The sequence below is a fragment of the Roseomonas aeriglobus genome (assembly GCA_016937575.1).
Lineage (GTDB): Bacteria > Pseudomonadota > Alphaproteobacteria > Sphingomonadales > Sphingomonadaceae > Sphingomonas > Sphingomonas aerigloba.
In genome coordinates this window covers 1,514,829-1,541,647 of sequence record JAFHKN010000002.1, presented here as the reverse complement: position 1 = coordinate 1,541,647, position 26,819 = coordinate 1,514,829, and the positions used below count along the sequence as shown (strand labels likewise).

Annotated in this window: 25 protein-coding genes; 8 read left to right on the top strand and 17 right to left on the bottom strand. The window is 66.8% G+C overall.

All coding sequences use genetic code 11. The features are described from left to right. The first annotated feature begins 33 nt into the window (after window positions 1-33). Both JW805_07750 and truA read left to right on the top strand, forming a co-directional pair. Complete coding sequence (locus JW805_07750; GenBank protein MBN2971908.1) at window positions 34-978, top strand: methionyl-tRNA formyltransferase; 945 nt, start codon at window positions 34-36, stop codon at window positions 976-978. Next, on the top strand, window positions 975-1,721 hold the full coding sequence (truA, locus tag JW805_07745) for a tRNA pseudouridine(38-40) synthase TruA (protein MBN2971907.1): 747 nt from the start codon (window positions 975-977) through the stop codon (window positions 1,719-1,721). Before JW805_07750 ends, truA begins: the two co-directional genes overlap by 4 nt. On the opposite strand, the gene JW805_07740 is transcribed toward truA, so the two are convergent. The 9 genes from JW805_07740 to JW805_07700 form a co-directional block, all read right to left on the bottom strand. Beyond that, window positions 1,696-2,904, bottom strand: coding sequence for a class I SAM-dependent RNA methyltransferase (locus JW805_07740; protein ID MBN2971906.1), 1,209 nt, complete (start codon window positions 2,902-2,904; stop codon window positions 1,696-1,698). The genes truA and JW805_07740 overlap by 26 nt on opposite strands. Further along, window positions 2,889-4,298 carry an NAD(P)H-hydrate dehydratase gene (locus tag JW805_07735; protein ID MBN2971905.1) on the bottom strand — a complete coding sequence of 470 codons (1,410 nt, stop codon included), beginning with the start codon at window positions 4,296-4,298 and terminating at the stop codon, window positions 2,889-2,891. The genes JW805_07740 and JW805_07735 overlap by 16 nt, the downstream gene beginning before the upstream one ends. Next, window positions 4,295-4,675 carry a hypothetical protein gene (locus tag JW805_07730; protein ID MBN2971904.1) on the bottom strand — a complete coding sequence of 127 codons (381 nt, stop codon included), beginning with the start codon at window positions 4,673-4,675 and terminating at the stop codon, window positions 4,295-4,297. The genes JW805_07735 and JW805_07730 overlap by 4 nt, the downstream gene beginning before the upstream one ends. Then, window positions 4,662-6,383, bottom strand: coding sequence for a dihydroxy-acid dehydratase (ilvD, locus tag JW805_07725; GenBank protein MBN2971903.1), 1,722 nt, complete (start codon window positions 6,381-6,383; stop codon window positions 4,662-4,664). Before ilvD ends, JW805_07730 begins: the two co-directional genes overlap by 14 nt. A 9-nt stretch (window positions 6,384-6,392) precedes the next feature. Continuing rightward, a complete protein-coding gene (locus JW805_07720; GenBank protein MBN2971902.1) occupies window positions 6,393-7,124 on the bottom strand; it encodes an N-formylglutamate amidohydrolase in 732 nt (243 codons plus the stop codon). Beyond that, complete coding sequence (locus JW805_07715; GenBank protein MBN2971901.1) at window positions 7,121-7,843, bottom strand: enoyl-CoA hydratase/isomerase family protein; 723 nt, start codon at window positions 7,841-7,843, stop codon at window positions 7,121-7,123. Before JW805_07715 ends, JW805_07720 begins: the two co-directional genes overlap by 4 nt. Before the next feature lie 178 nt (window positions 7,844-8,021). Beyond that, on the bottom strand, window positions 8,022-8,852 hold the full coding sequence (locus JW805_07710) for a 4-(cytidine 5'-diphospho)-2-C-methyl-D-erythritol kinase (protein MBN2971900.1): 831 nt from the start codon (window positions 8,850-8,852) through the stop codon (window positions 8,022-8,024). A 4-nt stretch (window positions 8,853-8,856) separates the two neighbouring features. Then, window positions 8,857-10,461, bottom strand: a complete 1,605-nt coding sequence (locus JW805_07705; GenBank protein MBN2971899.1) for a tetratricopeptide repeat protein — start codon at window positions 10,459-10,461, stop codon at window positions 8,857-8,859. Between the two features lie 97 nt (window positions 10,462-10,558). Beyond that, window positions 10,559-12,220, bottom strand: a complete 1,662-nt coding sequence (locus tag JW805_07700; GenBank protein ID MBN2971898.1) for an electron transfer flavoprotein-ubiquinone oxidoreductase — start codon at window positions 12,218-12,220, stop codon at window positions 10,559-10,561. 106 nt (window positions 12,221-12,326) lie between these two features. Here JW805_07700 and JW805_07695 point away from each other — a divergent pair, with 106 nt between their 5' ends. From JW805_07695 to moaB, 3 genes are read left to right on the top strand one after another with little or no spacing between them, the layout of a single operon-like run. Next, window positions 12,327-13,034 (top strand): hypothetical protein, encoded by a 708-nt coding sequence (locus JW805_07695; GenBank protein ID MBN2971897.1) that lies wholly within the window; start codon window positions 12,327-12,329, stop codon window positions 13,032-13,034. Continuing rightward, a complete protein-coding gene (locus JW805_07690; GenBank protein ID MBN2971896.1) occupies window positions 13,034-14,842 on the top strand; it encodes a lytic transglycosylase domain-containing protein in 1,809 nt (602 codons plus the stop codon). The genes JW805_07695 and JW805_07690 overlap by 1 nt, the downstream gene beginning before the upstream one ends. Further along, window positions 14,832-15,359, top strand: coding sequence for a molybdenum cofactor biosynthesis protein B (moaB, locus tag JW805_07685; protein MBN2971895.1), 528 nt, complete (start codon window positions 14,832-14,834; stop codon window positions 15,357-15,359). The genes JW805_07690 and moaB overlap by 11 nt, the downstream gene beginning before the upstream one ends. Before the next feature lie 46 nt (window positions 15,360-15,405). On the opposite strand, the gene JW805_07680 is transcribed toward moaB, so the two are convergent. Further along, window positions 15,406-15,756 carry a GFA family protein gene (locus tag JW805_07680; protein ID MBN2971894.1) on the bottom strand — a complete coding sequence of 117 codons (351 nt, stop codon included), beginning with the start codon at window positions 15,754-15,756 and terminating at the stop codon, window positions 15,406-15,408. 186 nt (window positions 15,757-15,942) lie between these two features. Between JW805_07680 and JW805_07675 the strand changes: the two genes are divergently transcribed. Then, on the top strand, window positions 15,943-16,551 hold the full coding sequence (locus JW805_07675) for a hypothetical protein (protein ID MBN2971893.1): 609 nt from the start codon (window positions 15,943-15,945) through the stop codon (window positions 16,549-16,551). 59 nt (window positions 16,552-16,610) lie between these two features. Here JW805_07675 and JW805_07670 read toward each other — a convergent pair whose 3' ends face one another. Together JW805_07670 and JW805_07665 are read right to left on the bottom strand one after the other, a co-directional pair. After that, window positions 16,611-16,838 carry a helix-turn-helix transcriptional regulator gene (locus JW805_07670; GenBank protein MBN2971892.1) on the bottom strand — a complete coding sequence of 76 codons (228 nt, stop codon included), beginning with the start codon at window positions 16,836-16,838 and terminating at the stop codon, window positions 16,611-16,613. Continuing rightward, window positions 16,838-17,458 (bottom strand): DUF2975 domain-containing protein, encoded by a 621-nt coding sequence (locus JW805_07665; protein MBN2971891.1) that lies wholly within the window; start codon window positions 17,456-17,458, stop codon window positions 16,838-16,840. The genes JW805_07670 and JW805_07665 overlap by 1 nt, the downstream gene beginning before the upstream one ends. A gap of 118 nt (window positions 17,459-17,576) precedes the next feature. Between JW805_07665 and JW805_07660 the strand changes: the two genes are divergently transcribed. Together JW805_07660 and JW805_07655 are read left to right on the top strand one after the other, a co-directional pair. Beyond that, window positions 17,577-18,650 (top strand): PA0069 family radical SAM protein, encoded by a 1,074-nt coding sequence (locus tag JW805_07660; GenBank protein ID MBN2971890.1) that lies wholly within the window; start codon window positions 17,577-17,579, stop codon window positions 18,648-18,650. 52 nt (window positions 18,651-18,702) lie between these two features. Next, a complete protein-coding gene (locus tag JW805_07655) occupies window positions 18,703-18,852 on the top strand; it encodes a hypothetical protein (protein MBN2971889.1) in 150 nt (49 codons plus the stop codon). Window positions 18,853-18,978: 126 nt separating this feature from the next. Here the strand turns inward: JW805_07655 and JW805_07650 are convergent, their stop codons facing one another. The 5 genes from JW805_07650 to JW805_07630 all read right to left on the bottom strand — a co-directional run bounded on the left by JW805_07650 (window position 18,979) and on the right by JW805_07630 (window position 26,793). Then, the gene (locus JW805_07650) at window positions 18,979-20,562 is read right to left on the bottom strand and encodes a long-chain fatty acid--CoA ligase (protein ID MBN2971888.1); all 1,584 of its coding nucleotides are present in this window, start codon (window positions 20,560-20,562) and stop codon (window positions 18,979-18,981) included. A gap of 196 nt (window positions 20,563-20,758) precedes the next feature. Next, the gene (dnaE, locus tag JW805_07645; GenBank protein ID MBN2971887.1) at window positions 20,759-24,184 is read right to left on the bottom strand and encodes a DNA polymerase III subunit alpha; all 3,426 of its coding nucleotides are present in this window, start codon (window positions 24,182-24,184) and stop codon (window positions 20,759-20,761) included. Between the two features lie 215 nt (window positions 24,185-24,399). Beyond that, on the bottom strand, window positions 24,400-24,879 hold the full coding sequence (locus tag JW805_07640; protein MBN2971886.1) for a glutathione peroxidase: 480 nt from the start codon (window positions 24,877-24,879) through the stop codon (window positions 24,400-24,402). Further along, window positions 24,876-25,550 (bottom strand): ABC transporter ATP-binding protein, encoded by a 675-nt coding sequence (locus JW805_07635; protein ID MBN2971885.1) that lies wholly within the window; start codon window positions 25,548-25,550, stop codon window positions 24,876-24,878. Before JW805_07635 ends, JW805_07640 begins: the two co-directional genes overlap by 4 nt. After that, entirely contained in the window at window positions 25,543-26,793 is a 1,251-nt protein-coding gene (locus tag JW805_07630; GenBank protein ID MBN2971884.1) for a lipoprotein-releasing ABC transporter permease subunit, read from the bottom strand. Before JW805_07630 ends, JW805_07635 begins: the two co-directional genes overlap by 8 nt. Window positions 26,794-26,819 lie beyond the last annotated feature (26 nt).

The following is a 26,819-nucleotide window of genomic DNA, read 5'->3' as shown; positions in this document are numbered from 1 at the left end:
GCGGGCGCGCGCCAGCGTGGAAGCGCATGTCCCATGCGGATCGTCTTCATGGGAACCCCCGACTTTGCGGTGCCGACGCTCGACGCGCTGGTCGCCGCCGGGCACGATGTCGTCGCAGCGTACAGCCAGCCTCCGCGGCCGGGCGGACGGCGCGGCAAGGCGGAGGTGCCCTCGCCTGTTCATCAGCGAGCGATCGCGCTGGGGATACCGGTGTTCACCCCGGTCAGCCTGCGCAAGGCCGAGGCGCAGGCAGCGTTCGCGGCCCATGATGCCGATGTCGCGGTGGTCGCCGCCTATGGCCTGATCCTGCCGCAAACGGTGCTCGATGCGCCGCGCCACGGGTGCCTGAACGTTCACGGGTCGCTCCTGCCGCGGTGGCGGGGCGCCGCGCCGATTCAGCGCGCGATCCTGGCAGGTGACGCGGAAACGGGCGTCGGCATCATGCAGATGGAGGCCGGGCTCGACACCGGGCCGGTGCGGGCAGAGGCGCGGACGTTGATCGGCGGCAAGACGGCGGGCGCGTTGACGGCGGAGCTGGCCGCGATGGGCGCACGGTTAATGGTCCAGGTGCTGGCCGATCTCGAAGCGCATCCTGCCGTCGCGCAGCCGGACGAGGGCGTTACTTACGCGGCCAAGGTCGACAAGGCGGAGACGCGGCTCGATTTCGACAAGACCGCGATCGAGGTCGAGCGCCAGATACGCGCTTTCAATCCGCCGGGGGCATGGTTCGAATATGCCGGGGAACGCGTCCGTGTCCTGTCCGCGGACGTGATCCCCGGCGACGGCCGGGGCTTGGTTTCCACATCGTCGGAGCTGGACCCCGGCCTTCGCCGGGGAACGGTGTTGGATAACCTTCTTACCATCGCCAGCGCGAACGGTGCCATTCGACCCACGCGTGTTCAACGGGCCGGACGTGGCGTCATGACGTCAGCCGACCTGCTCCGAGGCTTTCCGATCCCGGCCGGCACGCAGCTGTGACCCGCTTCGCGCTGACGATCGAATATGACGGCCGCCCGTTCATGGGCTGGCAGCGGCAGGACCATGGGCCGAGTGTGCAGCAGGCGGTCGAAGAGGCGGCGACGCGCATCACCGGCGAGCAGGCACTGGTCTATGCCTCGGGCCGGACCGATGCCGGCGTTCATGCCCGCGCGATGCCCGCACATGTCGACCTGGCGCGCGACATTACGCCGTTCCGCCTGATGGAGGCTTTGAACGCCCACCTTCGCCCGCAACCCGTCGCGGTCATTGCGTGCAAAACGGTAGCGGACGACTGGCACGCGCGTTTCTCGTGCCTTGGCCGCCATTATGAATATCGCATCGTCAATCGCCGCGCGCCTTTGACCTGGGACAAGGGGCTGGCGTGGCAGTTCGCCCGCCCGCTGGACGCGGACGCGATGGCGGCAGGGGCGGCGCGGCTGCTCGGGCGGCATGATTTCACGACCTTTCGCTCGGTCCATTGCCAGGCCGACAGCCCCGTGCGCACGCTCGACCGACTGGATGTCGAGCGCATCGGCGACGTCATCGCAATCCGCGCTTCGGCACGGTCGTTCCTTCACCATCAGGTCCGATCGATGGTCGGCTGTCTGTCTTTGGTCGGGGAAGGCAAATGGTCGCCCGACGACATGGCTGAGGCGCTGGAGGCCCGCGATCGCACGGCACTCGGGCTGAACGCGCCCCCCGACGGGCTGTTCTTCGTCAGCGCGGATTATCCCGCCGACTGAACGTCGCCGCCAGTTCGACATGAGTCGACCAAGTGAACTGCCCGACCGGCTGTACCCAGTCGAGCGTGTAACCGCCTTCGCACAGAAGTTTCGCATCCCGCGCGAAGCTGCTGGGATTGCACGAAACATAGGCGATACGAGGAGTCTTCGCGCTGGCGAGTTGCTGTGCCTGCTCGCGCGCCCCGGCCCGTGGAGGATCGATGACGACGGCATCGAACCGATCGAGTTCGGTCGTCGTCAGCGGGCGACGGAACAGGTCGCGGTGCTCGGCAAAGATCGCGCGGCCGGCACGGCCGGCAGCCGCCTTCAGTGCCGCAATCGGCTCCCGCGCCGCCTCGCCCGCATAGATTTTGCCAGGCAGCGTCAGCGCAAAGGTGCCGAGGCCTGCGAACAGGTCCGCAATCAGGCGCGCGTCCCCGATGGCTTCGCGCACTGCCGCGACCAACGCCGCCTCCCCGTCCACGGTCGCCTGAAGGAAGCTGCCGGCTGGAAACGGCACGGCGACGCCGCCGAGAGTGATGGTCACTGGCTCCGGCTCCCAGCGCGCCTCGGGGCCGAAACCATCGTCGACCGACAGTCGCGCGAGCTTGTGACGTTCGGCAAAGCGGGTGATGCCCTCGATTGCCGGCAGACCGTCCGCCAGCGTCCCGCCGATCAGCACATCAATCCCCTGATCGACCCGCGTCAAATGGATATCGACCCGCCCCCGCTCGGTCAGCACGGCAGCGAGCAGCCCCCGCAGCGGCGCCAGCATCGCAAAGAGGTCAGGCAGGAGGACATGGCATTCGGCCAGGTCGATCAACCGATGGCTGCTCCCCTCCGTGAACCCCAACAGGACCTGCCGCCCGCGTCGCTCCGCATGCAGCGTCGCACGGCGGCGGCTGCGTGGCGGCGAGACGATCGGAGCGCGGACCGGCGCCGTCAGCCCCTGACCGGCGATCGCGCCGGCTACACGATCGTGAACGAAGGCAGAATAGCTATCATCGTCAAGCTGTTGCAGCTGACATCCGCCACAAGATGGGAAGTGACGGCAGGGCGGTTCCCGGTGGTGAGGGCCGCGGGTCAGGACGCCCGTCGCCGACAACAGATCGCCGGGTGCGGTCAGCGGGGCATGACGGCCGTCCTCGGTGACCCCGTCGCCGCGGGCGGCGATGCGGACGATGGGGCTCAACGAGTCGGGCATGCGTTCACTTCCTGGGTAAGCCGGTCGGCGAGCGCATCGGCGGCGAATATGGCGCCCATATGGTCCGCCGCCCGCGCGTGAAGCCAGACGCCGGCGGCGACCGGATCGCTTGCCGCCGCCCCGGCCGCCAGTCGCGCACCGATCGTCCCGGCCAGGAGGTCGCCGGTCCCCGCGGTCGAAAGCCCCGGATTGGTGCCGGCGCAAACGATCGCGCGGCCGTCGGGATAGGCGATCACCGTATCAGGCCCCTTGTGCACGATCGTTGCGCCGGTCGCGCGGGCTGCGGCGCGGGTGACGGTCAGTTTATCGCCGTCGGTATCGAACATTCGCGCGAATTCGCCGGCGTGTGGGGTCAGGCAGACCCGGCGGCGATCCGTAGCGATCCGTTCGCGCACGCTGCGGCCAAGCAGCGTCAGCGCATCGCCATCGACGACCAGATCGTGCGCCGAGGCCAGCGCGGCGTCGAGCAGGGTTCTTGCCTCGTCATCGCGGCCGAGGCCCGGGCCGATGACGACGGCGCCGATGCGGGGATCGTCGAGCAGGTCGTGAAGATCCTGCACCCGACCGATGCTCCGGCGCACGAGCGCGTGCGGCGCGCCTTCCGCGGGCGCCGTCCCGACGAGCTGGACATAGCCCGCCCCCGCTGCGAGCGCTGCCCGGCCGGCCAGCCATCCCGCGCCCGGCATCGCGCCGGAGACGACCGCGACCATCCCGCGGCTGAACTTGTTGACGTCATGCCGCCACGCCGGGAGCAGCGGGCGCGCGATGGTGGTGACGTCGTCGGGCACGGGCACACCGATGTCTGCCACGATGATGTGTCCGCAGGCGGCCCCGCCCGCCCCCAGCACATGCGCCGGCTTCAGCGCGCCGAGCGCAATGGTGACGTCAGCGCTCCCTGATCCCTCGCCGGTGTCGGCATGCCGGCCGCTCGGTATGTCGATGGCGATCGTGAGCTCGGCGGCGGATTGCAAGCGGGCGATGTGAGTCGCGATCGGTGCATCGAAGGGCCGCGGCGTTCCGATCCCGAGCAGCGCATCGACGAGGATCGGGCGTGGCTCGGCATCGTTCAGCGTGACTATCGGCCCGTCCCACCGCGCCGCCATGCGCGCCGCCGCGCCGTCCTTGGGGGCGCCGAGCGTAGCGAGGGCCACCGACGCGCCGCGCGCCTTCAGCACCCGCGCGACGACATAGCCGTCGCCGCCGTTGTTGCCGGGGCCAGCGAGCACGAGCACCGGCCGGCCCGCCGCAAGGCGAAGGACCTGTTCGGCGACCGCTGCGCCGGCGCGCTCCATCAGCGCGTCTTGCGATACGCCCGTTGCAAAGACCGCCGCTTCGCACGCGCGCATCTCGTCCGCCGTGACGATCGGCGCGCCTTCGGGAATGCGGCGGATCACGGGCGGGTAAGCGCCAGGCGGTAGCGCGCGTCGCCCAGCGCGACCTCGGCCACGCCCTCGCGCATGCGAACGACGGCAGGAACGGCGCCGTCCGCAGCGCTCACCTCTCCCCCACGCGACACGCGCAGGCGGCGGAACCCGCCGTCGGGGTGCCGGATGGTCAGCAGCGTGCCATCCGCATCCGGCGCGCGATCAACCGTACAGACATCGGCCAGCGGCGCGTTATCGACCGCACAGCCGATGCGCTCGACCGGGTCGCCGGCAGGCGTGCCGGTCTCGCCGGCCCGGACGTTGGGAGACTCGGCGGGCGCAACGCTGTCGGGCGGCCCGCCGCAACTTGCCAGAGCGAACAGAAATCCTGCGCTAAATATCCGCAAAGACATGAGTTTCTGACTTCGCTCCGGGATGGGTGACTGCGCCTGCCCATGCCGGGCCGACGTTCTGGGCATAGCGCCACAGTGCCCCGGATTGATAGTCGTTCGTGCGCGGGACCCACGCCGCCTTCCGCGTCTCCAGCACCGCGTCGTCGACGATCAGGTCGATCGTCCCCGCCTCGGCATCGATACGGATCAGGTCGCCATCCTCGACCAGCGCGATCGGCCCGCCCTCGGCCGCTTCGGGACCGACATGGCCGATGCAGAAGCCGCGGGTCGCCCCCGAGAAGCGACCATCGGTGATCAGCGCGACCTTCTCGCCCAGCCCCTGGCCGTAGAGCGTTGCGGTCGTCGAGAGCATTTCGCGCATCCCCGGACCGCCCTTGGGGCCCTCATAGCGGATGACGACGACCGAGCCCTCGGCGATATCGCGAGCCTCGACGGCGGCGAAGGCATCTTCCTCGCAATCGAACACCCGCGCCGGACCGTCGAACTGCAGGCGGTGCATGCCCGCCACCTTCACGATCGCTCCGTCGGGGGCCAGCGAACCGCGCAGGCCCACCACGCCGCCGGTGGGAGTGATCGGAGTCCTGGCGTCGTAGATGACCTTCTGATCGGGGTTCCACGTCACCTGATCGATATTCTCGGCCAGCGTCTTGCCCGTCACGGTCAGGCAATCGCCGTGGAGCAGCCCTTCCCCGAGCATCGTCTTCATAAGCATGTAGACGCCGCCGGCTTCGTACATATCCTTGGCGACGTACTTGCCACCCGGTTTGAGGTCAGCGAGGTAAGGTGTTGATTTAAATATCTCGGCGACGTCGTGCAGCGAGAAGTCGATCCCGGCCTCGTGCGCCATGGCCGGCAGATGCAGCCCGCCGTTGGTCGACCCGCCGGTCGCCGCGACAATGCGCGCGGCGTTTTCGAACGCCTCGCGCGTGCAGATGTCGCGCGGGCGGATGTTGGCCGCGATCAGTTCCATGACCTGCGCGCCTGCCGCCACCGCGATCTGTTCCCGCGAGGTATACGGCGCCGGGACCATGTTACTGTTCGGCAAAGATAATCCGATCGCTTCCCCGACACAGGCCATGGTATTCGCGGTATATTGACCGCCGCACGCGCCGTGGCCCGGGCACGCGACCTTCTCCAGCGCATGAACCTCTTCGATCGGACAGGCCTTGGCGGCATAGCGGCCGACGACTTCGAACACGTCGACCACCGTGACGTCGCGGTTCTCGAACCGGCCGGGCAGGATCGAGCCGCCATAGACGAAGATCGACGGCACGTTGAGGCGGAGCATCGCCATCATCATGCCCGGCAGCGATTTGTCGCATCCCGCAAAGCCGACGAGCGCGTCGTAGCAATGGCCGCGGACGCTCAGCTCGATCGAGTCGGCGATGACTTCGCGGCTGACCAGCGAGGACTTCATGCCCTGATGGCCCATCGCGATCCCGTCGGTCACCGTGATGGTGTTGAACCGCCGCGGCATGCCGCCGCCCGCCTCCACGCCCTTGCGCGCGGCATCGGCCTGCGCATCGAGCGCGGTGTTGCACGGCGCACTGTCATTTCCAGCCGACGCCAGCGCGACGAAGGGGCGCGCGATCTCTTCCTCGGTCAGTCCCATCGCATAATAATAGCTGCGGTGGGGGGCGCGCTCTGGACCGACGGAGACATGGCGGCTGGGCAGGCGGGATTTGTCGAAACGCTGGGTCATGCGGCAAGCCTATGTCGCGACAGGCACCCTTTGCGCAAGACTGTTGCGTACATCATCGATCGTTTCGCGGACGATCCGCGTCCATTCGGCGACGCCGCCGGGGTCGCGGATCAGGTCGTTGCGGGTCTCGATGCTAAACGACGGGATGCCGCGCGCCTCGGCATGACGGTTCAGCGTCAGATTGAGCAGGCGCCCGCTGTATGGCGCGTTGTCGCCGGTGATCAGCGAGGAGCGTGCCGATAAGGATGCGATCGCGACGTCGGCAGCGCGGCGGTCGCGGTTGGACAGGATGCCGACGTGCCAGGGACGATCGGGTCCAGGTTCGGTTTCGAGCCGCGGCGTAAAGCTGTGGATCGCGACAATCAGTTCGGGTCGCATACGGGTGACGACGTCGCGGACCGTACGGTGATAGGGAGCATAGAAGCGGGCGATTCGACCCGCGCGGTCCGCGCCGACGTTGCCGGGGATGGGATGCCCATCGCTCTCCGTCGGGATGAGCCCGGGATGATCGGGCTCGCGGTGCAGGTCGATGACGAGCCGCGAGACGGTCCCGAACACGGCCGGGGCGGCGAGGTCGGCAGCGAGAGCACGGGTCAGCGGCCCCGCCCCGATGTCGATTCCGATATGCCGGTCGAGCAGATCAGGCGCGATTCGCAGATCGACGTCGTCCGGCACATGATTGCTTGCGTGATCGCACAGCAGCAAGACGGGCGCGTCGCCGCGAAGGACCATCGGCATCATCGCGGCCTGTTCCTGAAAGCGGCGAGCCGGTCGGCGAAGTCGGCGCCGCCGAACGCCGCGTCGAAGCCCGCGTCACCACCGTCCGGCCGAGCGATCGTGCGCTTGAGCAGCCGGACCGCGCTGGCGGCATTGCCGGCGATCGTAGCCGCGACCTCATAAGCGTTCAGCACCGCCGTGGTCGCGCGCATGTCCGCAAGACCGATCCGCACCGCTTCGTCGGCGTCGATCGGGACAGCGGTGAACATCATCCGGCTTGCCTGCCCACGCCCGATCCGCGCGACCAGACGCGCGATATCGGCGGCGGGATAGCCGATGCCGAGCTTGGCCGGCGTGATGGCAAAGCGCGCATCGTCGCCCGCGATCACGAGATCGGCCGCCAGTACCAGAGCGACCGCAGCGCCATAGCATGGGCCGTCGACAGCAGCGATCACCGGCATCGGCAGTGCGGCCAGCCCTTCCACCGCCTGCGCCATGCGGCCACGAAAGCGGGGGCGCTCGGTGGGATCGTGATGCAGCGTGCCCAGCATCGCCAGGTCGGCGCCAGCGGAGAAAATGCCCGGCACCTCGGACGTCAAAATCACGGCCGCGGCATCGCTATCGGCGGCCAAGGCGATCGCGCGCGCCAATCCGTCCCAACCGTCAGCGTCGATCGCGTTACGCGCGACCGCGCGGTCGAAGGCGATGCGGATGACCGGCCCGTCGCGGCGAGTTGCAATCATCGCCCCACGCCCCGCCGGGGCGGTGGCGCGTGGACGGTCCACGGGCCACCGGCGGACGGTTCGCTCCCGGCGTTCGATCCGCTGCCCACGCCCGACGCATGGATCGTGCCAGCGCGCCGCCGCCTCGCTAAGCGACGGCTCGCTGACGGACCACGTCCCGAAACGGGACAGAAGACTGTCACGTCAGCACCGTTTCGAGACACCACCAATCCGGATAGGCGGTGCGGATCGCTCTCGCACCGGCCTGCCGCGCATCGGCGTCGTCGAAGACGGCAAAACAGGTAGCGCCGGAGCCGGACATGCGCACCAGCGTCGTTCCCGCCAACCGATCGAGCGCATCGATCACTTCGCCGATCACCGGAGCGATGAGCTTGGCCGGCACGGCCAGGTCGTTGCGGCCGTTGCACGCGACCTGCCAGGCATCGCCCTGCGGCAGCGGCCCACGGTCGATGCCGTCCCAGCGCGCGAAGACCGAGCCGGTCGGAACGCCGACGTTGGGGTTGACCAGAAGCACCGGGCGGCCGGCAAGACCAGCAACCTCCGCCAACGCCTCCCCCCGCCCCGACCCGAACGCAGTCTTGCCAAGCAGGCAGGCGGGCACGTCGGAGCCTAGCCGGGCCGCCAGGCGCATCAACCGCGCATCGTCCTCCGGAATGCCCGTAATCCGCGCCGCCGCGCGCAACATCGCCGCCGCATCCGCCGATCCCCCGCCGATGCCGGACGCGACCGGCACCCGCTTGTCCAGCGTCACGGCGAGCGGCGGCAAGGGCGCAATATCGACGACGAAGCCATCGCGGGCGCGCGTTACGAGATTGTCGCTGTCCGGTGACAAACCTGCGGCATAGGGGCCAACGATCTCGAACCGGTCGTCGTCGGCAGGGGCGACGGTCAGGATATCGCCGTCCGCGACGAAGGCGAACAGCGTCTCAAGGTCGTGATAGCCATCATCGCGTCGGCGACGGACATGGAGGGCCAGGTTCAGCTTTGCGGGTGCGGGCTCGACGATCATGCGGTCAGCGTGCCGGCCCGTCGACCAGTTTCGCCGCGATCCGCGCGCTGTCCCCCGCGTCCGCATAGATCGATGCCGCGCGCCAGGCGTACCGCGCCTCGTACCGCCGGCCGAGCGCCCAATAGGCGTCGCCGAGATGGTCGTTGATCGTCACATCACCCGGTTCGGCGCGGGCGGCGCGTTCGAGCAACGGGAGCCCCTTCGCCGCCTCCCCCGTCCGGACATAGGCCCAGCCAAGCGAGTCGGTAATCGCGGCATCGTCGGGCTGCAAGCGTGACGCCCGTTCGAGCAGCGCGCGGGCGCCGACGAGGTTTTCGCCGCGCTCGATCTGCGCATAACCGAGATAGTTGAGCGCATGCGCCTCCTCCGGCGCGAGTGCCACGGCCCGCTCCAGAAACGGTTTCGCCTCCGCCCAGCGCCCGGCCTGTTCGAGCGCGCCGCCGCGTTGCAGGTACAAGGTCCAGTCCGCCCGGTCGCCGGCGCGCTCCAGCGCCTGGGCATAGGCAGCGGCCGCCTCGCGATGCCGGCCGGCGCCGTCGAGCAATTCGCCCAGGCGCTGGGCGTCGTCGACCCCGGCACCCTTGGCCGCAGCCGCGCGTTCGGCGGCGGCAATTGCGCGATCGGTCTCGCCCATCCGGGACAGGATCGTCACCGCCATCGCCGCGCCCGTTGCGGCATAAGGCCCGCCGCGATCGATCGAGTCCGCTGCCGCCAGGGCTCGAGCCTGGGCGCCGTCGTTCGACAATGCCCCCGCCAGCGTCAGCCGGGCACGATCGTCGCCGGTATCGAGGACGAGGGCCGCGCGACACAGCAGGATCGCAAGGGGGCGCGCGTCGCCATCGACGATATCACCGGCCAACCGCACGAACAGCCGCGACACGCCGAACGCGGCACCGGGTTTCGCGCCTGCGATATCCGCGCGCAAAGCGGCGAGCACGGGGTCGTCGCCGGCAAGGAGCGTGCGCGCGTCGTCGCGGCGCCCCTGCCCGACCAGCAGCTGGGCGGCGGCGGCGCGGATCGTGATGCTGTCGGTGCCACTCGCCACCAACGATCGTAGCGCGGTGATGCCGGCGTCGCTGCGTCCCGACGCGATATCGAGCAGCGCGCGATTTTCGAGATTGAACCGACGGGCGATACCGCTCTTCGCCTCGGGATCGAGCCCCGCCGCCGGAGCGGCTTCGCCGCGTTCGAAGGCGAGCCAGGCCTTGATGGGGAGCGCCAGGAAATCGAGCGGGCCCGTCGCCAACCTGTCGGCGGCGGCATTCGCCTCCTGCCAGCTCTCTGCAACGATCGCGTCGGCAACGTCGATCAAGGCGACGTCGGCCGGGGCGATGCCGGCCTGTTTGAGCGTGGTGGCGGCCTGACGCACCAGCGGCATATCGCCCGCCAGCAGCGCTTCGCGATAGGCGTGCATGGCGATCAACGGGTTGCCGGGCGAGGCCGCCATGGCCGCGCGATACCCCTCGATTGCGAGGTCCGTCTTGCCAGCCGCGTCGGCAGCACGAGCGCGCGCATAGGCGCCCAGCCCGCGCGGGACGTCGGCGTGGGCGGGGCTGGTGATGATTGCGGCTAAAGCGGCGAAGCCCACCATAAACGGACGAGCCGCCACGAAAACAGACCCCGTGACGTCGGACACGCGCGATGCTCGCGCCGGCCGGCCTTGCGCCGTCTCGCAGCGAGCATCACTCGCCGCGGGCGGCTTTGGCTTACATATTCGGATAGTTCGGGCCTCCGCCACCTTCGGGCACGACCCAATTGATATTCTGGGTGGGGTCCTTGATGTCGCAAGTTTTGCAGTGGACGCAATTCTGCGCGTTGATGACGAATTTCGGGTCATCCGTTTCCGCACCGACCACCTCGTACACACCCGCCGGGCAGTACCGCTGCGCCGGCTCGTCGAACATCGGCAGATCATAGGCGATCGGAATGTCAGGGTCACGCAGCGTGAGGTGGACCGGTTGATCTTCCTCATGGTTGGTGTTCGACAGGAATACCGAAGACAGCCGGTCGAAGGTCAGCTTGCCATCGGGCTTCGGATAATCGATCGGCCGGACCAGGTCCTTGCGCCACAGCGTCTCGTGATCGGGCTTGTGATGCAGCGTGAAGGGAACCTTCAGCCCGAAGTTTTCGAGCCACATGGTCACGCCGGCGAGCCCCGATCCGATGAAATCGCCGAATTTCTTCACCAGCGGAACGACGTTGCGGACCATCGACAGCTCGGACTTGACCCAGCTGGCCTCGAACGCTTCGGGATAGGCGGTCAATTCGTCGCCCGCGCGACCCGCCTGGACAGCGGCGAAGGCGGCTTCGGCCGCCATCATCGCCGACTTCATCGCCGTATGGGTGCCCTTGATCCTCGGCACGTTCAGGAAGCCCGCGGAACAGCCGATCAGCGCGCCGCCCGGAAAGACCAGCTTCGGGATCGACTGCAGTCCGCCGTCATTGATCGCGCGCGCGCCATAGGACACGCGCTTGCCGCCCTCCAGTATCTCGGCGATTGCCGGATGCGTCTTCCACCGCTGCATTTCCTGGAATGGGGAAAGATAGGGGTTGGTGTAGCTGAGCCACGTCACGAACCCGAGTGCGACCTGCCCGTTCGCCTGATGGTACAGGAAACCGCCGCCGTTCGATCCTTGCGTTTCGCTGAGCGGCCAACCCTGGGTGTGAATGACGCGGCCGGGGACATGCTTGTCGGGCGCGATGTCCCACAGCTCCTTGATGCCGATGCCGTAGACCTGCGGATCGCTGTTCGCCGCCAGGTCGAAATTGCGGATCAGCTCCTTGGTCAGGTGACCGCGCACGCCTTCGGCGAGGAACGTGTACTTCGCGTGAAGCTCGAGCCCCGGCTGATAGTCGCCCTTATGCGTGCCGTCGCGTGCGACGCCCATGTCGCCGGTCGCGACACCCTTAACGCTGCCGTCTTCGTTGAACAGCACCTCGGCCGCCGCGAATCCGGGGAAGATCTCGACGCCCAGCTCTTCGGCCTTGCCCGCCAGCCAGCGGCACAGATTGCCGAGACTGCCGGTATACGTGCCCTTGTTGTGCATGAAGCCGGGGGTCAGGACATGCGGCAGGCTGCGCCGACCCTTCCTGGTCAGCACCCAATGCTGGTTGTCGGTGACCGGCACCTCGGCCAAGGGGCAGCCGTCTTCGCGCCAATTGGGCAGCAGTTCGTCGAGGGCCTTCGGATCGATCACCGCACCCGACAGGATATGGGCGCCGACCTCGGAGCCCTTTTCGAGCACGCAGACGGCCAGCTCGCTGCCCGCCTCGTTCGCCAGCTGCTTCAGCCGGATCGCCGCCGACAGGCCGGCCGGGCCTGCGCCGACGATGACCACGTCATAGGGCATCGACTCCCGATCGGCCATGTCCCGTCTCCAATTCCTATTTCCATCGTGCGCGCAGGGCGCCTTGCCTTTCCTCCGGTTCAAGCAGATTGACGGCCGCGTCAAGACAGCATCCAACAGGCACATCATGGGGGCGGACCAGCATTTCGATTGGGCGGCGAACGCCCGCAGCGTGCTCGACTGGTGGCGGGATGCCGGCGTCGACGTGATCGTCACGGACGAACCGCGCAACTGGCTGGCGCAGAGCCCGCCCCCGCCCCCGCCGGCCGACGTTACGGCATCGCCTGTCGTTGCGGCGGCGACCCTGCCGGCTACGCTCGACGCTTTTCTCGCGTGGCGGGTCGGCGACGAGGCGCCGGAGGGCGCGCGCGCCGGTGCGGTCATGGCCGAGGGCGATCCTGCCGCGACCACCGCGATCGTGGTCGATTTCGCCGACGATGACGGCTTGATCGGCGGCCAAGCGGGCGTGCTGTTCGACCGGATGCTTGCCGCGATCGGGATGTCGCGCGAATCGGTCTATCTGGTTGCGCTGACGACGGCCCGACCGCTCGGCGACCGCCTGCCGCCCGAGGCGCTTCCCCGGCTCGGTCAGTTGGCGCGGCACCATCTGGCGCTCGCGTCGCCAGAGCGCGTCCTGATGCTCGGTCAAGCGGCGAGCCGTGCGATCGGCGGGACGGACGGCGTTGATGGTCAGGGAAATTTACGGGCCATTAACCTAAACGGATCAGAGATTTCCGTGGTTTCCAGTCTTCACCCGCGCTTTCTGCTGAAGCAGCCGGCGATGAAGGCGGAAGCGTGGAAGGATCTGCAACTGCTGATGGGGGGACCGCGCTGATGCGCTTCAGGTTCGGACTCGCGGTGCTCGCCGCCACATTGCCGATGGCCGCGCAGGCGGCCGATGTCGCTGCCGGCGATGCTCCTGCGTCCGTTCCCGATGTGCGGTTTCCGACCGCCTCGTCCGCGCCGAAGGGCGACGGCGTTCCCGACCAGCTCGATGGCGAACAACGCGCGGCGTATCGCGCGGTCTTCGCGTCGATCCGCACCGGCAAATGGGCCGATGCCCAGCTTCAGCTCGATGCGATGAAGCCCGGCCCGCTCCATGCCATCGCCCGCGCGGAGATGTTTACCGCCAAGGGCTCGCCCAAGACCCCGCTCGAACCACTGCTCGCGCTCCTGGCCGAAGCGCCCGAGCTTCCGCAGGCGGCGCAGATCGCGCGCTTGGCAAAGCTGCGCGGCGCGGAAACCCTGCCCACGCTGCCCGCCGAACAACGGCTCGTCTGGTATGATGGCGCCCCCAACCGGCAGCGCGCCGCGACCGTGAAGAGCGATGCCGCCGCCGCCGATCTGGCCGTGGCCATGCAGCCGCTGATCAAGGACGACCGCGGCCCCGAAGCCGAAGCGCTGGTCGAAAGCAAGGCAGCGCTGCTGACACCGGAGGCGCTGGTCGAATGGCGCCAGCGGGTCGCATGGATTTATTATGTCGGCGGTGACGATGGTTCCGCCCGCCGCGTCGCTGCGCTGGCGCAGACCGGTTCAGGCGACTGGGCCGCGCAGGCGGACTGGGTCGCGGGCCTGGCGTCGTGGCGCTCGAAGGACTTCGCGTCGGCATCCGCCAATTTCTCGAACGTCGCACGTCGCGCGTCGGACGCCGACCTGCGAGCCGCCGGGCTGTATTGGGCGTCGCGGGCGGATATGGCGAGCGGACGGCCGGACCTGGTTCAGGGTCGTCTGCAGGGCGCGGCGCAGTTTAGCGAGACCTTCTACGGCCAGCTCGCACGCCAGGCGCTCGGCATTTCCGCGCCGCTGACCCCGGCAGGCGAAAAGACGACGGCCGAGGACTGGCACGATCTGTCGCGCCGCCCCAACGTGCGTGTCGCCGCCGCCCTTGTCGAGATCGGCGAAAGCGAGCTTGCCGACACCGTCATCCGCCAGCAGGCCAAGATCGGCGACCGGGCCGACTATGCGGCGCTGACCCGCCTGGCCGGGCGGCTCGACCTTCCGGCGACCCAGCTGTGGCTGTCGCACAACTGTCCGCAGGGCGCCCAGCCGGTGATGACGGCGCGCTATCCGACGCCCAACTGGACGCCCGACGGCGGCTGGCGCGTCGACAAGGCACTGGTCTACGCGCACGCGCTGCAGGAATCGCGGTTCCGCGCAGCCGTCGTCAGCCCGGCCGGGGCCTATGGCCTCATGCAGATCATGCCGGCTGCTGCGACCGACTATTCGCGCGAACGCGGCACGCCGGTCGACCGCGCGGCCCTGACCCGGCCGTCGACGAATATCGAGGTCGGTCAGCGCCACCTGGAAAAGCTGCGCGACATGGGCATCACGGGCGGCCTGCTGCCCAAGGTGATCGCGGCCTATAATGCCGGCCCGCTGCCGGTCAGCGTGTGGAACGCGCAAGCCCGCGACGGCGGCGACCCCCTGCTCTATATTGAGAGCATTCCCTATTGGGAGACGCGCGGCTACGTCATGACCGTCCTGCGCAATTACTGGATGTACGAGGGCAAGGCGGGCAAAGCGTCGTCGAGCCGCTCCGCGCTGGCGCAGGGACTATGGCCGAAATTCCCGGGCATGTCGGGCGCGGGCGCCGTCCGCGTCTCCTCCGGCGCCACACCGAACGCGGTTGCGCGTGCCAATTGACGAAAGCATCGCGTTCCGCCCGGTGCGGATCGCGGTCCTGACAGTGTCCGACACCCGCGGGCTGGCCGAGGACCGGTCAGGCGACACGCTGGTCGCCCGGTTGGAGGCCGCGGGCCACGAGCTCGCCGACCGCGCCATCGTCCGCGACGACACCGACACGATCGTCGCGCGGCTGCACGGCTGGATCGACGATGCGTCGATCGACTGCATCATCACCACCGGCGGCACGGGCGTCACCGGGCGCGATGTCACGCCCGAGGCGGTTGAGCGCGTCGCCGACAAGATGATCCTCGGCTTTGGCGAGCTGTTTCGCTGGCTGAGCTACGAGAAGATCGGCACCTCGACCATCCAGTCGCGTGCCTGCGCCTGCGTGACTCGCGGCACCTATATCTTCGCTTTGCCGGGTTCGACAGGCGCCGTGAAGGACGGATGGGACGGCATCCTCGTGAGCCAGCTCGATATCCGGCACCGACCGTGCAATTTCGTCGAATTGATGCCGCGTCTGATGGAGCGGTAAAGTCCGTCGCGCGCAACGATGCGACGATGGTCCGTTCGCCCGAACATCAGAAACTCGCGCCGTCCACCTTCTGAACCGTCAGCGCGTCGAGATCGATCGTCGGAACGCACCGCAGATTGACCGCGACCGTTGCCGCTCCGCCCGGCCCCTGCCCCATCGCGAACGGCTGACAGCCGCAGGTCGTGCAGAACCGGTGCGTGATCGCGTGCTTGTTGAACAGATACGCCGATAGCGCCCCGTCGCCGCTATCGAGCGTGAACGCGTCGCCCGGAACAAAACTCAAGAGAAGGCCCTTGCGACGGCAGTGCGAGCAGTTGCAGCTCATCGCGGTCGTTGGCGCATCCTCGACGATCGTGAACGCCACGGTTCCGCAGTGGCAGCTGCCCGAATAGCTCATCGCACTTCCCTTTCCCGTCCGGTTTGGGTGCGACACGGTGATGGAAGACCCCTTGGCCTGCAAGTTGTTACGGAGAAAAAACAATAGTGTACGACCCATCCCGCCTAATTGAATAATACCGTATACTGTTTTGGCGTGATGCCCGATGATAGTGTCCGCACAGACGAATCAGATTGGGGAGATACGATGGAACAGACGTCCGGCAGGCTTCGGGCAACTTCAAGACGCGGTATCGGCCGCCTGCCTCTTGCCGCGGCCGGCATCTCCGCCCTGCTGTTCGCGACCGCAGCCAGTGGGCAGACGATGACGGTCAGGGTGGACGCGCAGAGTCGGCCGTGGTCGCCGGGGGCCAATCCCAAGCTGGCGTTCGGCGTTGGCGACGGGCGGGCGCCGACGATGATCGTTCGGTTCCTGCCGGTGGGCAGCAAGATCCGGTTCGAAGCGACGGGTCGAGTGGGATGGATCGATGGTGGACGAGCATTCGATCCGGATGGCGATCCCGATCTGGTCCTCGACCGGTCAGTGACCCTGCTGCCAAGCTACTATATTTCCAAGCGGGCAGGCCCGGTGCGTCTCGTCCAGCTGGTCGGCGCATTCGTCGACGCCGATGGCACCGTGATCGGCAAGCCGTTCGCGATCGGACGGAAGGCGGAGGTCGAAGTTCCCGAAGGGGCTGCTGCGATCTCGCTCGGCACGAATGACGACAAGTTTTCCGACAACTTCGGCAGCTATGACGTCACCGTATATATTCAACAGGCCAAGGTGACCGTGGAGGAACCGGAAACCGCGAAGTAACGGCGCGACGTTGACCGTCCTGTGCCAGGCCGAACGCGACGCGCCGATCTCCGTCGAATTCAGTTTTCCTCATAGGTCAGCACATCGCCGGGCTGGCACTGCAATTCGCGACAGATCGCCTGCAGCGTAGAGAAGCGGATCGCCCTGGCCTTTCCGGTCTTGAGGATCGAAAGGTTCGCAAGCGTCAGCCCGATGCGATCGGCCAGTTCGGTCAGCGTCATGCGTCGTGCGTGGAGCAGGTCGTCTAGCTTGACCGTGATCGACGCCCCCTCATTATCGGCAGGCATCAGACGGTCCCGACCAGATCGTCACGCATCGCCGCACCGTCGCGGAAGATGCGGGCGAGAATGAACAACACTACGACGATCAGCAACGCGTCGAGATCGTACAGGCTGAATCCGAGGACGCTGTCGCCGCTCGCGCCTTTATCGATAAGGTCTGCCAAATGGTGTCGCAGTGCTACGATCAGCACGGTGAGGATTTTCACGCCCAGAAACAACCACGCCATCGCGCTCAGCCGCTTCGCGTTTTCGGGAGTGAACGGATCCCCCTCGCTGGTGCTCGCGACGATCGCCCGCAGCTTGCCAAAGAACTGCGACAGCGCCGCGAGAATAAGGGCGAGCATCGCGACGATCGCGACGGCCGACAGCGGCGATGCCGCGATGACGTCACTTTTACCAAAGTCCGGCAACATGCCCTGGCTGGCCAACAGGACGACGGGCACGAGCAGGAGGGCGAAGCCAGCCGTGATCGCGCAGCCCCATTGTAGAAGCCGAGCGAGCGTTTTGCCGAACAGCAGTAGCGAGTCTTTATGGCTCTCGGTCATGGCAGTCTCTCCAAGATGGCATATTTCGAGGTGGCTTATCGAATATCGATACGGCCAAAGCCGGGTGTTTGCAAGGCGCATTATTGAATAGCAATATGCGCCTTATTGTATCTCAATAAGAGCGTTTGTCGGCGGTGCGCGCGGAGACTGCGCGACGACGGGCATGGCACTTGTACGCATGTTCTACGTATGTTCTTATATGACGATGGTGAAGCGGACGAGCAGAGGAGCAACGGAGAACGAGGCGAGTCGGCGCTTTGACCTCCCGCGGCGCGAAGTTGACTGCGATTGGCTCGACGATCGGCACCAGGTCGACGGCGCGCCGCCGCCGTTGCGCACCATTGTCACGGTCGAGCGGCCGAAGACAATTATCGCGCACAATCGGTCGCCCGACGTGCCGTTCGACCGCTCGATCAACCCGTATCGTGGCTGCGAGCATGGGTGCATCTATTGCTTCGCGCGCCCCAGCCATGCGTTTCATGATCTGTCGCCGGGTCTGGATTTCGAGACGAAGCTGTTCGCCAAGCCGAGCGCGCCGGAGTTGCTACGTACCGAACTTGCCAAGCCGGGCTATGTCTGCAGCCCGATCGCATTCGGCACCAATACCGATCCCTATCAGCCGATCGAGCGCGACTGGCGGATCACGCGCGCCTGCCTGGAGGTCCTGGCGGAACACGACCATCCCGTCACGATCACGACCAAGTCCGACCGCGTCGTGCGCGATCTCGACCTGCTGGCGCCGATGGCGGCGAAAGGGCTGGCGGCGGTGATGATCTCGGTGACTTCGCTCGATCCGAAGGTCGCCATGACGGTGGAACCGCGCGCCCCGCATCCCGAACGCCGATTGGCGGCGATCGCGACGCTGTCGGCCGCGGGCGTGCCGGTGCGGATGTCTATTTCGCCCGTGATACCGGCGATCACCGACCATGAGATCGAACGGCTGATCGCGCGCGGGGCGGTGGCTGGCGCCTGCGCGGCGGGGTTCATTCCGGTGCGCCTGCCCTGGGAGGTCGCGCCGCTGTTCGAAGCGTGGCTGGACACGCATTATCCCGACCGCAAGGCAAAGGTGATGGCGACGATCGCATCGATGCGCGAAGGTAAGCGGAACGATCCGAATTTCTTTTCGCGCATGCGTGGCAGCGGCCCGTGGGCGGATCTTTTACGGACGCGGTTCCACATCGCATGCCGCAAGCACGGCCTGAACAGCGAACGGGACCGGCTGCGCACCGACCTGTTCCGCCGTCCGGCCGGCCCGCAAGGTGAGTTGTTCTGAGGCGGGATCGAGAGACGGTGGTCGCTCGTTGGAGGGGGCGAAGGAGAGTGCGATGACCGACCCCAATCCCCCGCAGCCGGACGATACAATCCTGGGTGGTGAATCCGCCGTGCCTGATACTGCCGGCACCGCTGCCGGTGGCGCGAGCGAAGAGGCGCAGACGCCAGACGACAAGGACGAGACGAAGCCGCCGGAGCGGTAAAACGAGCGCCGTCGTCCCTGCTAAGGCGGAGATCAATTGGCGCTGAAAGACATGAGCCTCAAGGCGTCCAGCGCTAATCGATCCGCGCCTTCGCGGGGATGACGTATTATGACCGCGCGCTGCGCGTTAGGCCGCCGCAAGCCGGTAGTCGCGGTACTTCTCGCGGATGGCGGTCTTCAGCAGCTTGCCCGTCGCGGTGTGCGGCAATTCGTCGACAAAAACGATTTTGTCCGGCAGCCACCATTTCGCGACAAACTTCGCAAGATGTGCGGTGATCTCCGCCGGGGTCACGGCGCTTCCGGGCTTCCGCACGACCAGCAGGATCGGCCGCTCGTCCCACTTCGGATGCCGCACGCCGATCGCCGCCGCTTCGGCTACGCCGGGACAGCCTACTGCGGCATTTTCGAGTTCCACAGAGCTGATCCATTCGCCGCCCGACTTGATCACGTCCTTCGATCGGTCGGTGATCCGCATCGTGCCGTCGGGGTGCAGCGCAGCGACATCGCCGGTGTCGAACCAGCCGTCGGCGGTCACGCAGTCCGTCTCGCCTTTGAAATAGCGCTGGACGATCCACGGTCCGCGAATCTGCAAACGCCCGGTCGCTTCGCCGTCACGCGGCAGGACGTGATCCTCATCATCGACGATGCGCAGTTCGACCCCGAAGGGCACACGCCCCTGGCGAACGGTCTGGTCGACCTTCTGTTCGAACGTCAGTTCGTCCCAGTCGGGGCTCGGCGCCCCCATCGTCCCGATCGGCGAGGTCTCGGTCATGCCCCAGGCGTGATTGACCCGCACGCCCATGTTCATGATCCGCTCGATCATCGCGCGCGGCGCGGCCGAGCCGCCGATCGTCACCACTTTCAGATGCTTGGGCGATTCGCCGGTCGCGTCCATGTGCTGGAACATCGCCAGCCAGACGGTGGGCACGCCCGCGGTGTGCGTCACCTTCTCGTCGTTCATCAGCGCACACAGCACTTTGGGGTCGTTGACCGCGGAGAAGACGATCTTGATCCCGGCCGCGGCGCTGGCGAACGGCAGGCCCCAGCCGACCGCGTGGAACATCGGCACGATCGGCAGCGCGACCGCCCGGCTGTCGAGGTCGAACACCGCCGGCTGCAATTCGGCCAGTGCATGAATCATGTTGGAGCGATGGGTATAGAGCACGCCCTTGGGATCGCCGGTCGTCCCGCTGGTGTAGCACAGCAGGCACGGCTCGCGCTCCGGTCCGGTCACCCATTGATAGTCGCCGTCCTCGGCATCGAGCAGCGCGTCATATTCGCCGTTGTCGAAGCAGACGTAATGGCGGATCGTCGTCCATTGGGGCTTCATGCGCTCGACGATCGGGGCGAACATCGCGTCGTACAGCAGCACTTGGTCTTCGGCATGATTGGCGATGAAGGCCAGCTGGTCGTCGAACAGCCGCGGGTTGACCGTATGGATCACCCCGCCCATCCCGATCACACCATACCATGCCACCAAATGGCCGACATGGTTCATCGCCAGCGTAGCGACGCGGTCACCCTTTTTGACGCCCAGCCGCTCGAGCGCCTGCGCCAGTCGCCGGGCGTCGCGGTGAACGCCGGCCCAGTCTGTCCGCGTCGTGCGACCATCGGCCCAGCGCGTGACGATCTCGCGGCTGCCATGCTCGCGGGCAGCGTGATCGAGCAGCAGAGGAATCCTGAGCTCCACGTCCTGCATCGCACCGAGCATCGCCTCTCTCCTTCATACCGATCTTTCGAAAGAGAGTGCCGCAGGTCGATAGGCGTTGGCAAGGCTTGGTCCGCCGGCTTGCTTCACAAAGCGCCGGTCGCGCCTTTGATATCGGACCGTACGTGCAAGAAATGCCCTTCGCCAAGCGCCAGGCGAACGGATGATCAAGGTCCGTCAGTAGCGGGCTTGCAGCGTCTCAGCCGGCGAGCGACAGACCCGGCTCCGTCGTCAGTGCAACGTCGCGGACACCCGAAACCCGCCCGATTGCGCTCGCCAATTCCGGATCGATCCTGAAATCACGGCCGACGACCAGGATCGCCTCGCCCCCGTCCGGTAGCGGCACCTGCGCGCGCACCTCGCCCCGGCCGCCGCGCGCCGGGTCGAGCAGCGTCGCCAGATGCGCCCACGCGTTCGACGTATCGACGACGCAAGTGAGGCTCATCCGCGCGTTCTGTGCCATGTCCTCGAGCGGTCGAATTCGCCGCACCGTGACGCGCGCGCTGTCCTCGCCCGCACGGCGATCGAGTTCGACGGTCATCAGCCCGCAGCCGCCCTCGCGGCTCGCCTCTTCCAGATCCTTCGACACCGCTTCGTCGAAACACGTCGCCGGCACCTGCCCCGACTGATCGCTGAGCGTCATCATCAGGTAGCGATTGCCGCGCGCCGAGGTTCGCCAACGGGCGTCCTCGACGAGCGCCGCGATCGTCGCGCCCGACCGCGCCCCCTCCGCCACCGGAACCTCGCCCAGCGCTGCGATCGGTCGCGCGCCCTGCCCGCGGGCCAGGTGCGCATAGCGATCGAGCGGATGGGAGGAGAAGAAGAAGCCGAACGCCTCCTTCTCGGCCTCGATCCGCTTGGCAAGCGACCAATGCGCGCTCTGGGGGAGTTCGATGTGAACCCGGTGTTCGGTGACCGCGGACAGGAAGTCGCCCTGTCCCGACATCTCGCTCTGCTTGTGACGCGACGCCTCGGCCAGCAATGTTTCCGCCACTGCGTAGACGCCTGCGCGGTTCGCATCGATCGAATCGAACGACCCGGCCGCGGCTAGAGTTTCGACCTGCCGTTTGTTCAGCAGCCGCGGATCGACTCGCTTGGCCAGATCGTCGAGGGAGGCGAACTTCCCATTCTCCTCACGCTCGGCGACCAGCAACTCCATCGCCCGCTCGCCGACACCCTTCAGCGCGCCCAGACCATAGCGGACCGCGTGGCCGTCCTCATGCGGCTCCACCGAAAATTCGGCCTCCGCCGCGTTCAGGTCCGGCGGCAGGCACGGCACGCCCAGGCGCTTCATGTCGTCGATGAAGATGCAGAGCTTGTCGGTCTGATGCATGTCGAAGCACATCGACGCGGCGAAGAATTCGTGCGGGTAATGGGCCTTCAACCACGCGGTCTGGTACGCGAGCAGCGCATAGGCCGCGGCGTGGCTCTTGTTGAAGCCATAGCCGGCAAACTTGTCGATCAAGTCGAACAGCTGGTTGGCATAGGCTTCGGGTATCTGGTTGTGCTGCGCGCACCCTTCGACGAAGGTCGCCCGCTGGGCGTCCATTTCCGCCTTGATCTTCTTGCCCATCGCGCGGCGCAGCAAATCGGCGCCGCCCAGCGAATAGCCCGCCAGGATCTGCGCGGCCTGCATGACCTGTTCCTGGTAGACGAAGATGCCGTAGGTTTCCGCCAGGATCGGCTCGAGCAATGGGTGCGGATATTGCACCGCTTCCCGCCCGTTCTTGCGCGCGCCGAACGTCGGGATGTTGTCCATCGGGCCCGGCCGGTAGAGCGAGACGAGCGCGATGATATCGCCGAAATTGGACGGGCGGACCGCCGACAGCGTACGCCGCATGCCGTCCGATTCGAGCTGGAAAACGCCGACCGTGTCGCCACGCTGGAGGAGCGCGTACACCTCCGGATCATCCCAGGCGAGCGTGTCGAGATCGACGTCGATCCCACGATTGGCGAGCAGCTCGACCGCCTTCTTCAGGACGCTCAGCGTCTTGAGGCCAAGGAAGTCGAACTTCACCAACCCCGCCCCTTCGACATATTTCATGTCGAACTGGGTGACCGGCATGTCCGATCGCGGATCGCGGTAGAGCGGGACCAGCTGGCTGAGCGGCCGATCGCCGATCACCACCCCCGCAGCATGGGTCGAGGAGTGCCGCGGCAAGCCTTCCAGCTTCTGCGCCAGGTCGAGCAGATGGCGGACGTCGCTGTGATTCTTATACTCGGCCGCCAGCTCGGCGACGCCGTTCAACGCGCGCTCCAGCGTCCAGGGGTCGGTCGGGTGGTTGGGGATCAGCCCGGCAAGGCGGTTGACCTGGCCGTAGCTCATCTGAAGCACGCGGCCGGTGTCCTTCACGACCGCGCGCGCCTTCAGCTTACCGAAGGTGATGATCTGCGCGACCTTGTCATGGCCATAGCGTTCCTGGACGTAGCGGATGACCTCGCCACGCCGGGTTTCGCAGAAGTCGATGTCGAAGTCGGGCATCGACACGCGTTCCGGATTCAGGAAGCGTTCGAACAGCAACCCGAGCTTGATCGGGTCGAGGTCGGTGATCGTCAGCACCCAGGCGACGACCGATCCCGCGCCCGAACCACGTCCCGGCCCGACCGGAATATCGCGTTCCTTCGCCCATTTGATGAAGTCGGCAACGATCAGGAAATAGCCCGGGAAGCCCATCTGGATGATGACGTCGAGCTCGAATTCGAGGCGCTTGCGGTAGGTGTCGACCGCGGCGTCGTCGGCAATGCCGGCTTTCTCCAGCCGCATCGCCAACCCTGCGCGCGCCTGTTCGCGCAGCATCGCCGCTTCGCCCGCGATGTCGCCCGCCAGGCTGGGCAGGATCGGCTTGCGCTTGGGGGCGGCGACCGCGCAACGCTGCGCGACGACAAGCGTGTTCTCGATCGCTTCGGGCAGGTCGGCGAACATCTCGCGCATCACGTCCGCCGGCTTCATCCACGCTTCGGGCGAGGATCGCTTGCGGTCATCGCTGGTGACATAGCTCGACGAGGCGATGCACAGCATAGCGTCATGGGCTTCGTGAAAACTGTCCTCGGCGAAGCAGCACGGGTTGGTACCGACCAGCGGCAGGTCGCGGGCGTAGGCGAGGTCGATCAACGCGGCTTCGGCGCGCCCCTCGACCGTATCGCCGCGGCGGCTGATCTCGACGTAGAGCCGGTTCGGGAACAGCGCCTGCAAGTGATCAGCATAGGCGGCCGCGGCGCCCGGCTGGTCCTCTGCATACAGGCGCGCCAGCGCCCCCTCCCCGCCCGCGGTCAATGCGATTAGGCCGTCGGTCCGTCCTTCGAGCGCGTCGAGGGGAACGTGCGCATCCTCCTCGACCGGCCGCCCAAGATGCGCATGGCTGACGAGCGCGCACAGATTGTCATAACCGGTCGTGTCCTGGGCATAGAGCGCCAACCAGTCGATCGGCGCCTCGACTCCCTCCGGGACCGGTCGCTTGATCGCGAGCAGGGTACCGATGATCGGCTGGACGCCCGCATCCTTGCACGCGTCGCCGAATGCCATGGCGGCGTAGAGCCCGTTGCGATCCGCCAGCGCGACGGCGGGAAACCCCAGCGCCTTCGCCCGCTTGGCGATCGCCTTCGGCTCGATCGCGCCTTCCAGCATGGTGTAGGAGGAGAAGACGCGAAGGGGGACGAAACCGGAATGTGCCACGGTCGGGAGCGTAGGCGGTCGGGGTCGGATTTGAAAGGCGGCCGGCCGGGTTATCCACACCAATCGGCGTGTCGATTTCTGCCCACCCAACCCCCGTTCGGCTCGAGAGACGTTTGAGGTCGCGCCCCTATTATCCGTCCTTCGACCGTCTTGGGAACGCCGGGCGCTTAGAGCAGTCGCTCGATATCCCTCGCAATATCTTCAGGCTTCGTCGTCGGCGCGTAGCGGTCGACCACCCGCCCATTGCGATCGACGAGGAACTTGGTGAAGTTCCACTTGATCCCTTCCGACCCCAACAGCCCCGGCGCCTCATGCTTCAGGTGCCTAAATAGCGGCGCTGCATCCGTGCCGTTCACATCGACCTTGGAAAATAGGGGGAAGGTCACGTCATAGGTCAGCGAGCAGAAATTCGCGATCTCCGCCGCATCCCCGGGCTCCTGCGCGCCGAACTGGTTGCACGGAAAGCCGAGCACCGCGAACCCCCGGTCGGCGTAGCGCCGGTGCAATGCCTCCAGCCCGGCATATTGCGGGGTGAAGCCGCATTTCGACGCGGTATTGACGATCAACAGCACCTTGCCGGCATAGGCCGACAGGTCGGTCGACGAGCCGTCGGTGGCGGTGACGGGGATGGTAGTGATGTCGGTCATTCGAGCACTCCCTCGTGCAGCCGCACCACGCGGTCCATCCGTCCGGCCAGTCGTTCATTGTGCGTCGCGACGAGTGAGGCGGAGCCCTGGTCGCGGACCAGGCGCAGGAACTCGGCGAAGACCACGTCGGCGGTCGCTTCGTCGAGGTTGCCGGTGGGTTCATCGGCAAGCACCAGCGCGGGTTTGTTCGACAGCGCGCGAGCGACCGCGACGCGTTGCTGTTCGCCGCCCGACAGCTGGCTCGGGCGGTGGCCCAGGCGCTTGGCAAGGCCGAGCGCGCTCAGCAGCGTTTCGGCACGCGCTTCGGCTTCGGTGCGCGGGGCCCCGTGAATCAGCTGCGGCAGGACGACATTCTCCTGCGCGGAAAAGTCGGGAAGCAGATGGTGGAACTGGTAGACGAAGCCGAGGCGGTCGCGGCGCATCTCGGTCCGGCCGGCGCTGTCGAGCTTTGCCGCTTCGGTCCCGAGGATGCGGATCGATCCGTCGAAGCCGCCCTCCAGCAAGCCGACCGCCTGGAGCAGCGTCGACTTGCCCGAGCCCGAGGGACCGAGCAGCGCGACGATTTCGCCCTGCCCCACGCGCAGGTTCACACCGCGCAGAACCTCGATCGTGACCTCGCCCTGCGTGAAGCTGCGGCGCAGATCAATGGTTTCGAGAACCGGATTAGTCATAACGCAGCACCTGCACCGGATCGGTATTGGCCGCTTTGAACGCGGGATACAGCGTCGCGAGGAAGCTGAAGCCGAACGCCATCGCAGCGATGCCGACGACTTCGAGTGGGTCGGTCTTCGCCGGGAGTTCGGTCAGAAATCGCATCGACGGGTCCCAGATCTGCTGCCCGGTCACGAAGCCCAGGAAGCTCACCACGCCCTGGCGATAGGTCAGCAGGATGAACCCGAGGATCAGACCCAGCCCGATCCCGACTGCGCCGATCGACGTGCCGACCGTCATGAAGATACGGATCAGTCCACCGCGCGTCGCACCCATCGTGCGCAGGATCGCGATGTCGCGGGTCTTTGCGCGGACCAGCATGATCAACGAGGATAGGATATTGAACACCGACACCATGATCAGGATCGACAGCACGGTGAAGGTGACCAGCCGGTCGACGGCCAGCGCCTCGAAGAGCTGCGCGTTCATCTGACGCCAGTCCTGGACGACGCCGCGCCGGCCGACGATCTGCGCAAGCGGCGTCGCGATGGCGTCGACGCGGTCGGGATCGGCAACATCGATCTCGATCATGCCGACCGAATCCCCCATCAGCAACAGCGTCTGTGCATCCTGCATCGGCATGATGACAAAGGCCTTGTCGTAATCGAACACCCCGACTTCGAAGATTGCGCCAACACGGTAGCTGACGATCCGCGGCACGGTGCCCATCGGTGACGCGGGGCCTTCGGGACTGATCAGCTGAACCTCGGACCCTTCAGTGACACCCAGCGATTCGGCCAGGCGTGATCCGATCCCGATCATGCCACTGTCGGGCTGAAGTTTGCGCAGCGACCCTGCCAGCACATTGCTGTTCAACGACGGGTTCGCCTGGATGTCTTCCACCCGCATCCCACGGACGATCACGCCGGCGACCCGTCCCTCGGCACTCGCCATCAACGGGTTTTCGATTAACGGGGTCGCCGAAATGACGCCGGGAATTTTTCGCGTTTCCGCTAGAATCTCGCGCCAGTCGCGCAGCTGATTGCCGTATCCTTGGACAACCGCATGCCCGTTCAGCCCGACGATCTTGTCGAACAGTTCGGCACGAAAGCCGTTCATGACGCTCATTACGACGACGAGGGCGGCGACGCCGAGCATGACCGCGACCAGGCTGATGCCCGCGACGAGGGCGATGAACGCCTCTCCCCGGCCCGGCAACAGGTAACGGCGCGCGATCATCCGCTCGTAGGAGGACAATAACATGGGTGACGCCCTAGGGGGCGCCATGA

Bases quoted from the DNA above. Each gene is read 5' to 3' on its own strand.
- JW805_07740 (MBN2971906.1), bottom strand. From the start codon at position 2,904: ATGCCCGACTCGTTGAGCCCCATCGTCCGCATCGCCGCCCGCGGCGAC.
- JW805_07700 (MBN2971898.1), bottom strand. From the start codon at position 12,220: ATGGCCGATCGGGAGTCGATGCCCTATGACGTGGTCATCGTCGGCGCA.
- ilvD (MBN2971903.1), bottom strand. From the start codon at position 6,383: ATGACCCAGCGTTTCGACAAATCCCGCCTGCCCAGCCGCCATGTCTCC.
- JW805_07655 (MBN2971889.1), top strand. From the start codon at position 18,703: ATGACCGACCCCAATCCCCCGCAGCCGGACGATACAATCCTGGGTGGT.
- JW805_07680 (MBN2971894.1), bottom strand. From the start codon at position 15,756: ATGAGCTATTCGGGCAGCTGCCACTGCGGAACCGTGGCGTTCACGATC.
- JW805_07630 (MBN2971884.1), bottom strand. From the start codon at position 26,793: ATGTTATTGTCCTCCTACGAGCGGATGATCGCGCGCCGTTACCTGTTG.
- JW805_07650 (MBN2971888.1), bottom strand. From the start codon at position 20,562: ATGCTCGGTGCGATGCAGGACGTGGAGCTCAGGATTCCTCTGCTGCTC.
- JW805_07715 (MBN2971901.1), bottom strand. From the start codon at position 7,843: ATGATTGCAACTCGCCGCGACGGGCCGGTCATCCGCATCGCCTTCGAC.
- JW805_07660 (MBN2971890.1), top strand. From the start codon at position 17,577: ATGACGATGGTGAAGCGGACGAGCAGAGGAGCAACGGAGAACGAGGCG.
- JW805_07695 (MBN2971897.1), top strand. From the start codon at position 12,327: ATGGGGGCGGACCAGCATTTCGATTGGGCGGCGAACGCCCGCAGCGTG.
- JW805_07635 (MBN2971885.1), bottom strand. From the start codon at position 25,550: ATGACTAATCCGGTTCTCGAAACCATTGATCTGCGCCGCAGCTTCACG.
- JW805_07675 (MBN2971893.1), top strand. From the start codon at position 15,943: ATGGAACAGACGTCCGGCAGGCTTCGGGCAACTTCAAGACGCGGTATC.
- JW805_07710 (MBN2971900.1), bottom strand. From the start codon at position 8,852: ATGATCGTCGAGCCCGCACCCGCAAAGCTGAACCTGGCCCTCCATGTC.
- JW805_07720 (MBN2971902.1), bottom strand. From the start codon at position 7,124: ATGATGCCGATGGTCCTTCGCGGCGACGCGCCCGTCTTGCTGCTGTGC.
- JW805_07665 (MBN2971891.1), bottom strand. From the start codon at position 17,458: ATGCGCCTTGCAAACACCCGGCTTTGGCCGTATCGATATTCGATAAGC.
- JW805_07670 (MBN2971892.1), bottom strand. From the start codon at position 16,838: ATGCCTGCCGATAATGAGGGGGCGTCGATCACGGTCAAGCTAGACGAC.
- JW805_07640 (MBN2971886.1), bottom strand. From the start codon at position 24,879: ATGACCGACATCACTACCATCCCCGTCACCGCCACCGACGGCTCGTCG.
- dnaE (MBN2971887.1), bottom strand. From the start codon at position 24,184: ATGCTGGAAGGCGCGATCGAGCCGAAGGCGATCGCCAAGCGGGCGAAG.
- JW805_07690 (MBN2971896.1), top strand. From the start codon at position 13,034: ATGCGCTTCAGGTTCGGACTCGCGGTGCTCGCCGCCACATTGCCGATG.
- JW805_07750 (MBN2971908.1), top strand. From the start codon at position 34: ATGCGGATCGTCTTCATGGGAACCCCCGACTTTGCGGTGCCGACGCTC.